This is a genomic window from Edwardsiella ictaluri ATCC 33202 (assembly GCF_000264785.1).
In the GTDB taxonomy this organism is placed as follows: Bacteria; Pseudomonadota; Gammaproteobacteria; order Enterobacterales; family Enterobacteriaceae; genus Edwardsiella; species Edwardsiella ictaluri.
In genome coordinates, this window is sequence record NZ_AFJI01000039.1 from 33,278 (window position 1) to 42,272 (window position 8,995).

General features: G+C 56.6%; 8 protein-coding genes and 1 pseudogene. 8 read left to right on the forward strand and 1 reads right to left on the reverse strand.

What is annotated here, in order from left to right:
- Nucleotides 1-91 precede the first annotated feature (91 nt).
- The 6 genes from EIEH_RS05000 (at nucleotide 92) to EIEH_RS17385 (ending at nucleotide 6,545) form a co-directional block, all read left to right on the forward strand.
- Nucleotides 92-2,572 (forward strand): RecE family exodeoxyribonuclease, encoded by a 2,481-nt coding sequence (locus EIEH_RS05000; protein ID WP_015871350.1) that lies wholly within the window; start codon nucleotides 92-94, stop codon nucleotides 2,570-2,572.
- Between the two features lie 10 nt (nucleotides 2,573-2,582).
- On the forward strand, nucleotides 2,583-3,653 hold the full coding sequence (locus EIEH_RS05005; protein ID WP_015871351.1) for a RecT family recombinase: 1,071 nt from the start codon (nucleotides 2,583-2,585) through the stop codon (nucleotides 3,651-3,653).
- Nucleotides 3,654-3,671: 18 nt separating this feature from the next.
- Nucleotides 3,672-3,977, forward strand: a complete 306-nt coding sequence (locus EIEH_RS05010; protein ID WP_015871352.1) for a hypothetical protein — start codon at nucleotides 3,672-3,674, stop codon at nucleotides 3,975-3,977.
- Between the two features lie 56 nt (nucleotides 3,978-4,033).
- Nucleotides 4,034-4,183 (forward strand): hypothetical protein, encoded by a 150-nt coding sequence (locus EIEH_RS05015; RefSeq protein WP_015871353.1) that lies wholly within the window; start codon nucleotides 4,034-4,036, stop codon nucleotides 4,181-4,183.
- A 28-nt stretch (nucleotides 4,184-4,211) separates the two neighbouring features.
- The gene (locus EIEH_RS05020) at nucleotides 4,212-4,679 is read left to right on the forward strand and encodes a hypothetical protein (protein WP_015871354.1); all 468 of its coding nucleotides are present in this window, start codon (nucleotides 4,212-4,214) and stop codon (nucleotides 4,677-4,679) included.
- Nucleotides 4,680-5,330: 651 nt separating this feature from the next.
- The gene (locus EIEH_RS17385) at nucleotides 5,331-6,545 is read left to right on the forward strand and encodes a DUF1028 domain-containing protein (RefSeq protein WP_015871356.1); all 1,215 of its coding nucleotides are present in this window, start codon (nucleotides 5,331-5,333) and stop codon (nucleotides 6,543-6,545) included.
- Between the two features lie 238 nt (nucleotides 6,546-6,783).
- On the opposite strand, the pseudogene EIEH_RS05025 reads toward EIEH_RS17385, so the two are convergent.
- Nucleotides 6,784-6,975 (reverse strand): annotated as a pseudogene (locus tag EIEH_RS05025) (IS256 family transposase); the annotation flags it as partial.
- A 536-nt stretch (nucleotides 6,976-7,511) separates the two neighbouring features.
- Between EIEH_RS05025 and EIEH_RS05035 the strand changes: the two are divergent.
- Nucleotides 7,512-7,760 (forward strand): excisionase, encoded by a 249-nt coding sequence (locus EIEH_RS05035; RefSeq protein WP_015871361.1) that lies wholly within the window; start codon nucleotides 7,512-7,514, stop codon nucleotides 7,758-7,760.
- Nucleotides 7,747-8,841 (forward strand): tyrosine-type recombinase/integrase, encoded by a 1,095-nt coding sequence (locus EIEH_RS05040; protein WP_015871362.1) that lies wholly within the window; start codon nucleotides 7,747-7,749, stop codon nucleotides 8,839-8,841. Before EIEH_RS05035 ends, EIEH_RS05040 begins: the two co-directional genes overlap by 14 nt.
- Nucleotides 8,842-8,995: the final 154 nt, after the last annotated feature.

The following is an 8,995-nucleotide window of genomic DNA, read 5'->3' on the forward strand; positions in this document are numbered from 1 at the left end:
AATCAGCCCCAGCGCAGTCCGGCCACCCGCACGCTGTTTTTCCCTTTGCTCCGCCCTTTCCGCTTCCTCTTTTCACCGGGAGAACATCGCTATGTCTGAAACCTTCGCATTTCTCACCAAGGCCAAGAAAAAATCCGGCAAACCGGACATGATGTTTTGGTGCTCAGCCACCAATGAACGCATCGCTCGCTCCAAACTCAGCATCGCGCTGGACGCCGCCGGGCTGGATGAGGCCGACTACTTTAACCCCCAGCGCACCCATCTGCCGGTAGTCGATGATTTGCCACCGGAAGACGTACTCAGCAGCGACTTCTGCCGCCATTACCAAATGGAGGATAACAACTGGGTGCGCCGTCAGGAGCCGCTGCCCCCCGCAAAGACAGCGCCGCCGTCAGGCGAACCACAGCCGCCATCGGCACCCGCAGAACCCGAAGAATCGGCACCTGCAGAGCCCGACGATACCCCGCTCAGCTTCCGGCAGCTGCCGCTTGAGCAGCGTGCGGCGCTGGTACAACTCTATGGCCCACGCGACTATTACCTCGACGATCTGCCCACCGCCCTCGAAATTCTCAATGCCGAAGGCGAGATCTACGCCAGCAACTACCATCTGGCGGTCGCCATCGGAAAATGCCGCGAACTGGCACAGCAGGATGCCGCCGGGCTGGATGCGCTGATCATGCAAATCCAGCAACGCTACAACCACAATATCCCCAAGTGGCCAGAGCTGGTGACCTTTATCCGCCAGCGCATGACGGCCGGGGCGCTCACCACCGCCAGCGGCGCAACGCGGGGAGCCCCCGTCATGCTGGCGCCGGGGTGCCCCTTTGATACGGAGTTTCTGCGCCACACCATCGCCTGCGCCCTGCAGCCGGCCAACGGTTACGACCTGCTGACCCCCGATCCGGCGATCGTCGCCCGCGCACAGCAGCTGATGGCGCATAGCGATAAGGCGCTGACCATCTGGTACACACTGCTCGCCAACACCCCGGGGATCCTGGAAATCCACCCCGACCAAATCTTTGCCATGATCCAGGCGGCGCCGGAGTCCATCGCCTGGGACGAAGGCGCCACCCGGCGCTTTATCTGCGAAAATCTGGGTGTCATTCAGCCGGTGCCCCGCCGGGCGCCGCCCCAGCAAGAGGATCGGTCTGGCGACGCCGCGCCGCTCAATCCGGCCCCCGGCGACATGACGGCCCTGTTCGCCGCCTCACCGCTGGCGAGCCTGCCCACCGAGTCAGCCCCGGACACGGCAACGCCCACACAGGAGCAAGATAAGAAGCAGGAGCAGGTGACGCCACCCCGCTTTGAGCCGGGGCGCTATCCGGGACTCTCCTCGGCGGACTACCACGCCGCCAACGGCATCAGCAGTACCATGCTCAAAGACGCCCGCATCAGCCTGATGTATTTTCATGGCCGCCACATCGCCAAAACCATCCCGCGCGAGGCGTCACCGGCGCTGCTGCTCGGCTCCCTGATCCACACCCTGGCACTGGAGCCGGAAAAGTTTGCCGCCGAATACGCTCTGGAGCCGCAGCTCCCGCCCGACGTCTTCACCGGCAGCGAATCGATGAAAAAAGTCATCGAGGCCCATAACGCCACCTTACCCGCCCCGCTCTCTGCCGATCAGCTCAAGGCGCCTCTGCTGGCGCACAATGCCGGGCTGCCCGCGCCGCTGCCCCTCAGCGGCAGTGCCGACGAACTCGCCCGGCTGTATGCGGCGCTGCCCGCCGCGTTTCAGACGCTGGAGCAGCCCGAGGGCGCCAGCGCCATCAAGACGTGCCTCAAGGCCTACAACGCCAGCCTGCCCGCGCCGCTAAAAACCGGCGGCAGCCGCGACGCACTGCTGGAGCAACTGGCGCAAATCGACCCCGCCGCGGTCGAGGCAGAGCGCCAGAAACCCCAGCCGCTGAACACCAGTGGGAAAAAAGAGGAGCTGATGGCCAGCCTGCGCCAGATCCAGCCGGATGCCCGCTTTGCCGACGAGATCCTGGCCGACTGGCAGCGTCAGGCCGCAGGGAAAATCCCGGTCAGTCAGGCGCAGTACACCCTGTGCTGCGCCATCTGCGACGCGCTACTCGCCGATGCGTTAGCCGGCCCCCTGCTACGCCACCCCCGGCGTGAGGTCGAAGTCAGCTACTTCGGGCTGGATGACAACACCGGGCTGGAGATCCGCGTGCGTCCCGATGTGGAAATCGACACCGGCCACGCCCGCATCGGCCTGGATCTCAAATCCGTCAGCCTCGGCTACGTCAAGCAGGACAACCTGCGCACCCGCCTGCACCGCGAAATCATCGAGCGGGACTACCACCTCAGCGCCGGCATGTACTGCGACCTCGCCATGCTCGACCAGTTTTTCTGGATTTTCGTCAACAAAGATCCGGGCTACCACTGGGTGGCCTTGGTCGAAGCCTCCCCGGACGAACTGGCGCTGGGGCGGCTGGAATACCAACGCCAGCTGGCCGCCATCCGCCAGGCGATGGACAGCAACCACTGGCCCGGCCCGATCGTCGATGTCATCACCGATGAACTGACCGACTACGAACAACGCCGCCTGCAGCACCTTGCCGCCTAAGGAGCCCCATATGAAAACGGAAACCGCCGACAACAGCCACAGCGCCCTGATCGATAACGTCACCATCCTGACCAATGGCGAACTGTTTGACCGCCTGATGACCCTCTCCCGCGTCATGGCCGGCAGCGGCGCCATGGTGCCTGCCCACTTCCAGAAGAGTCCCGATGCCTGCATGGCCGTCACCATGCAGGCCGCCCGCTGGGGTATGGACCCCTTCGCCGTGGCGCAGAAAACCCATATCGTCAGCGGCACCCTAGGGTATGAGGCGCAGCTGGTCAACGCCATCATCACCACCATGTCGCCCACCAAAGATCGCCTGCACTACGACTGGTTCGGCCCCTGGGAAAACGTGATCGGCAAATTTACCGAGAAAACCTCCGCCAAGGGCCACAGCTACATTGCGCCGGGCTGGACGCTGGCCGATGAAAAAGGCTGCGGGATTAAGGTCTGGGCCACCCTGCGCGGTGAGGATACGCCGCGCGAACTGGTGCTGATGCTCTCCCAGGCCCAGGTACGCAACTCCACCCTGTGGGCCAGCGATCCCAAGCAGCAGCTGGCCTACCTGGCCGCCAAACGCTGGGCACGCCTCTACACCCCGGACGTATTGCTGGGCGTCTACTCCACCGACGAGTTGGAAGAGCCCATCGCGCGGGAAGAAAAAGACATCACCCCCAGCGTCTCCATCAGCGATCTGGTAGACAGCGCCAACTCAGCAAACGACGCGCAACCGGAGGTGCCAGCGGACAGCCACGACGCCACGCTGGGCGAAAGCTTGCGTCAAGCCTTGGAAGAGGCCTCGACACTGGAGGCGATCCGTCAGGTTGAACAGCGCATCGCCCAACATAAATCCACGCTGGGCAGCCAGCTGCTGTTCGAGCTGCGCGGGAAAACCCAGAAAAAGCGCAGCGGCTATAAAGCGGTACAGGAGATCGAAGCCGCGTTCGATGCGCTGTCTCCCGCCGATCGCGCCGCCTTTCAGCAGCTGGAAAATCTGGTCAACAACCGTCTGGCGATCCTGTCGCCCGGCGAACAGCAACGCTTCACCCTGGCACTTGACGATCTGCGCGCCGAATACGCCTGATACAGGAGCAAACGCACTATGGAAAATCACCGAAAATCCCCCGCGGACAGCGCACGCCAACGGCAGATCCAGCGCATCGTCGCCGACGTCATCGCCCTGCTCCCCCTGCTGCGGGCCGGGCAGCCCAACCCGCAGTTTGATGGAAAATCATGGCGCCAGTGGTCAGCCGACCACCTGCGCGACCGGGCGGCGGCGTTCTGCCCACGCCAGCCCCGCCATCAGACGCCCCACGCAATGCCACCTCGCCCCGGTACCGGAGCACTGTACGAGCCCCCACCGCCATGGCATCGGGGTCCCGGCGGCGCCGTGTATCGCGGGGACTGACGACGACACACCCCGGCGCAGGTCGGGGTATCCCCCATAAGGAGAACTCACCCACCATGAAAACGCCCCCTATCAATGGACTGTATCGCTACAAACTCAGCGGCAAAGCGCTGCGCCACCCACCGGGCGATCCCCACGGCTGGCCCCTATTTCTGGTCTGCCTGACCGTCGCCGGGCTGGCCATGCTGCTGATCCACCTGCTGTAACGCCCCATCCACCGGCAAGGAGCCCATGATGAAACCCAGAGATATCACGCCAGAAGAAGAGTACGAAGACGATCTGCACGATCCCTTAATCTACCCCACGTCGCGCACCCAGGACGATCGCTGCGACCACACGGCCAGGCTCATCTGGCACATGCGCCAGCGCGCGACCATCCGCAGCGGCGCGGCATGGACACCCTGCCCCCGGCTGGTGCCGATCGACCCCGCCCAGCGACACCGGGCGCCAACGCGCCTCAACATCGGCCTGCGCCGCAGCTACTCCAGCACCATCATCACGGCGGTTTACCAGCTGCATCTGCACCACACCGCCGCCCACGAAATCGCCGCCCTGCTCGGCATTCCGCCTAAAAAAGTGGAGCTACTGCTGCAGCATAAAACCCAAACCCAGCGCCGCGCCTGGCAACAGGTTCACCAAAGCAACCGCCTACCGAGTAGACGGGAGATCCTGGCGCAGCTGGCCAGGGGGTTGCCGGGGTGAGAGTTAGGGTTCTATTGGGTGGGAAGTCCCGTAGCGTATCGCGGTGGATGGATGGGCGCCGAGTCTACCCGTGGTAAGCCGTTTACCACGGGTGACATCGGTAACCATCTGCTTAGATGGTCGCTAAGAGTGAGGGACGGACCACATTCTCCGAAGAAAAACATCACTGTATGTTGGAACAGCTCATGTAAAAAACTGTATAAAACAAAGGACAAAAGCCATGCCCGGCGGCTCACTTATAGGGGGTATACCTGCTCTGTGTGAATAGCAAAAGGCCAGCGGAGTGAATTTTTCTTTAAATTTTTTAACAACAACGCCGTCGTTATATTCATTTATTTAATTGAGCCACATAAATATGTATGGAGATTATATTAATGGTTTTCTTTATACGCCATAGCAATCATATTATTTTGCCATAAATTGTAATTGTAATTGTAATACGTAACACTTTTGTGTAATGATGCGATGTATCGATACGCTTAGCATCACAGCAGCCTCACTATTGCAACACGCAACAAGAGAGCGCAATGACGCCATTCCAATTTATTTATTTTCTAATGTTATTTTAATTATATTAAATCAATGAATATAACAAATATCGGATTCGCGGCGCGCTTATATGTTTCAATACAGATGAGAGAGGTGTGGAATATGAAAGCATTAAATATATTTATATTTTCTATGTTAATTACCTCATTTAACGCAAATGCAACGTTCTCTCTTGTTGCCTACGATGAAAGCAGTGGAATTTATGGTGTAGCATTCGCCAGCTGTGTTTACCTACCACCCGACATAGACATAACAGATAAAGTGAATGCCCTTACACCTATTGGAACAATAACAACACAAGCAACGGTGAACTTTAATAATATAAATTTAAGCAATGGAAAAGATATGATTCTTAGAAACGTTAGAGGGAATCAGATTCTTGAATGGCTATATGACCATGACCAGGATGGAACTGAAGGGAGAGATTCAAGACAATTTTTAATATTAAGCAATCCATCATCAGGTCCAGTTGAGGGGTATGTGTTTACTGGTGATGAGGTTCCTTCCGTCAAAGGGAGCATCATTAGAGATAATCTTGTTATTGCTGGAAACACTCTACATTCTAATACACTGAATGCAATGCTAGACGGATATATGGAGCAGCGCGATTTTTTTGTTGAAAAATTACTGAGCGGCCTTACGTCTGTACGCGATCGTGGATTGGGTGATTTGAGATGTGATGGGACATCATCTTATACGGCATTTATAAAGATAAATGATAGAAGTTGGTTTTATAATTCGAGAGATATTGATGAGGATGCCGTAAGTGGATTGGAGAAACTAATTAATGGAAGACAAAAACCACGGGTATGCCTTAACTTAGTTTCAGGAACGGCTTTTCTTGCTAATATTGACATAAAAGGAAGCGGTCATTATGTTGGCCCATATGGCGTTGGTAGTAAAGTCTGCGATGATGCAAAACCGAGGGATATATTTACTCCCCAGCTTAATATTGTGGCAGGGGCACATAAGACATGCCCAAGTGTAGCTATAGGAGAATATACTGAAATCGTAAATTATGATGCTTGGGGAACCACGTTTTCGCCTCATTGTATCCTTAAGAACGATCATCTAGAGGTGTATGCTGACCCACATCAAAAAGGTGAATCCTTGAGCATCCTTCAAGATATCTCTGATCTTAGTCAATATAATTTCTCCAAACGCATATCATCTTTCGCCATCCCTCATGGATGGACGGTACGTTTCTTCGAAGATAAGAATTTTAGCGGAAATTACTATACTCGTGTTGAGGGTGATACAGAAGCGAGCGCCTTTGATAATAAGGCTAGTTCAGTTCGTATACTCAGTCGAGAATGATGCTTTAGTATAATAATAATCACTTAACGTCATCGTTACTTAATCGGTGTCGCAATGTAAGTATATTTTTTATTGTTTCATTTCTGATGCTAAATCACTTATCCTCAGATCATTACGCTTTTGTCAGTCCGACTCCCTACGGGGTGCGGGCTGACGGTTTACATGGACCCTGTACACGATTCTGTGTAAATGCCTTTTCTCAGAAGTGACCGTCCCGGCGGTCACCGAACTCGATAATATAGCCGTTACGGGAGTTAGCTCCCGATTTGGGCTGATTTTTATCGTAGCCCAAATGGTGGGACATTTCGGCGTTGAGAGCAGCCTCAACGCCGATTTTATTCAACAGGCGATCGAACTGGCTGAGATCGTCAGGGGTTTTGAGATTTTTGGCCAGTTCGTTAGCCAGGGCCTGCAACTGTTTTTCGTCCATAAATCAACCTGCTTTTGATGTTGGATTGAACATATCAAAATCAGGTAATTACACAAAATTGTACAGGCTCGATAGCACCGCTATTCAGCGCAATAACGCGACCGGGCGCACATCCCTCGGCCACCTTGTGATCAAGCGCCGATTTTATCCCCACTCGGAGAGCCTCGCCATGCCTGAATATTTCGCCTTCTTTATTAAAACCAAAAAACAGTCCGGTCAGCAGGACATGCTATTTTGCTACCAGGCTGACAGTGTGCGCGTCGCCTATTCTCAACTCTATCGCGCTAACGGCCAGCGCCCTGCATCTAGATGATTACTTCACCCCGCGCCGAATGCCGCTACCGGTCGGCATCAAACTGCCCGCCGAAGGGAAACTCGACCGGGCGTTTTGCCGCCGCTATCACCTGGTCGGTGACCGTTGGTTAAAGCGTCCCCCTTCTCTTTGCTAAGCCCCTTCCTCTGCCCTAGACACGTGGTTAACTCTCTCTTATTAAAAACCAGGAAATCGCACCTCCTCCAGACTCTCGGAGCCCCCCATGACAACCTACCTCACCATCCCGGCGTGGGCCCGGCAAGTCTATCTCGATAAGCCACCCTGTGTGGACACCGTCCGGCGCTGGATCCGGCGCGGCTATATTTACCCGCAGCCCTACCGCCACGGCCGCGCTTACCGTATTCAGAGCGATGCCCGCTACCTGCCACCCTGGCAGCAGCCCACCGTTCCCGACGGCACGGCGGCGTCTACCCCCACCTTGCTGGAGAGGCTAAAAAATGGTCCAAAATAACGATGACAGCGCTACGCCAAAATTACCGGACAACCTGTACTGTAAGGGCGGGTTTTTCATCTGGCGCAATCCCCTCAGTGGGCAGGAGATGCCCCTGGGCTATATCAAAAAAAACGAGGCCGTTCGCCAGGCGCAAGAGGCCAACCAGTATATCGACACCCAGCGACCGATGGTGGAAGCGTGCCCCAGCGTCAGCCAATGGATGGCGGAGTATCTGCGGATCCTCGGCTACCGCGGCGTAGCCGCCAATACCCTGCGCGCCAGGCGCTCACAGATCAAGGCCGTACAAACGGTGATCGGGCAGAAGAATATCGCTCAGGTCACCACCCGCGACATCGCCTTGCTGCTACACCACTATGTCCTGATCGGCCACCTTTCCGCCGCGGGTCTGATGCGCTCCTTTCTCAACGCCCTATTTCGCGAGGCCATCGCCGCGGGCCTCATCGACTACAATCCGGTGACGCAGACCCGTACACCGCCGATCCGGGTCAAGCGCCGCCGCCTGACAGAAACGATGCTGCAGACCGTTTACGCGCAGGCGCTCCAGCTGGAGCCGCATAAGCCATGGCTACCGCGCAGCATTGAACTGGCCCTGCTCACGGGGCAACGGCGGGAAGATCTCTGCGCGCTCCGCTGGCAGGATATCCGGGAAGATAAACTGTGGGTGATCCAGCGCAAGACCGGCGCCAGACTGGCGATGACCCTCGATCTCCATCTGCAGCTCGGTGACTATCCGCTGCGACTGCGCGAGGTACTGGCGCGCTGCCGGATACCGGGGCCGAGCGACTACCTGCTCAACTCCCAGCGCCCGCGCCTCAATAGGAGGCCGGGGGGATCTCTGGTGCCCGATACCCTGACCAAAGGTTTCTCCCGGCTGATGGATAAGTGCGGACTGGTTCAAGAGATCTCCCCACCCTCTTTTCATGAGATCCGCAGTCTTTCCTCACGGATGTACCAGGCGCAGTATGGAACGGAATTCTGCCAGCGGCTGCTGGGGCATAAAAACCGGCATATGACCGAGAAATACCTCGATCTGAGGGAGGCACTCTGGCAGATGATAGAGCTCCCCAAAAACCGGTGATCGGGAGCCAGAATTGGCGGGAGACGCTTTAATGCCTGACACAGGAATCGTGACGGGTCTTTTTTTATTATAATAAAATCAAATTATTACAAATATATTCCGCATGAATGTATAACGTTTTCCGTGCCGCCATGCTTCAAAACAGCCTGACTAA

Bases quoted from the DNA above. Each gene is read 5' to 3' on its own strand.
- EIEH_RS05000 (WP_015871350.1), top strand. From the start codon at position 92: ATGTCTGAAACCTTCGCATTTCTCACCAAGGCCAAGAAAAAATCCGGC.
- EIEH_RS05005 (WP_015871351.1), top strand. From the start codon at position 2,583: ATGAAAACGGAAACCGCCGACAACAGCCACAGCGCCCTGATCGATAAC.
- EIEH_RS05010 (WP_015871352.1), top strand. From the start codon at position 3,672: ATGGAAAATCACCGAAAATCCCCCGCGGACAGCGCACGCCAACGGCAG.
- EIEH_RS05015 (WP_015871353.1), top strand. From the start codon at position 4,034: ATGAAAACGCCCCCTATCAATGGACTGTATCGCTACAAACTCAGCGGC.
- EIEH_RS05020 (WP_015871354.1), top strand. From the start codon at position 4,212: ATGAAACCCAGAGATATCACGCCAGAAGAAGAGTACGAAGACGATCTG.
- EIEH_RS17385 (WP_015871356.1), top strand. From the start codon at position 5,331: ATGAAAGCATTAAATATATTTATATTTTCTATGTTAATTACCTCATTT.
- EIEH_RS05035 (WP_015871361.1), top strand. From the start codon at position 7,512: ATGACAACCTACCTCACCATCCCGGCGTGGGCCCGGCAAGTCTATCTC.
- EIEH_RS05040 (WP_015871362.1), top strand. From the start codon at position 7,747: ATGGTCCAAAATAACGATGACAGCGCTACGCCAAAATTACCGGACAAC.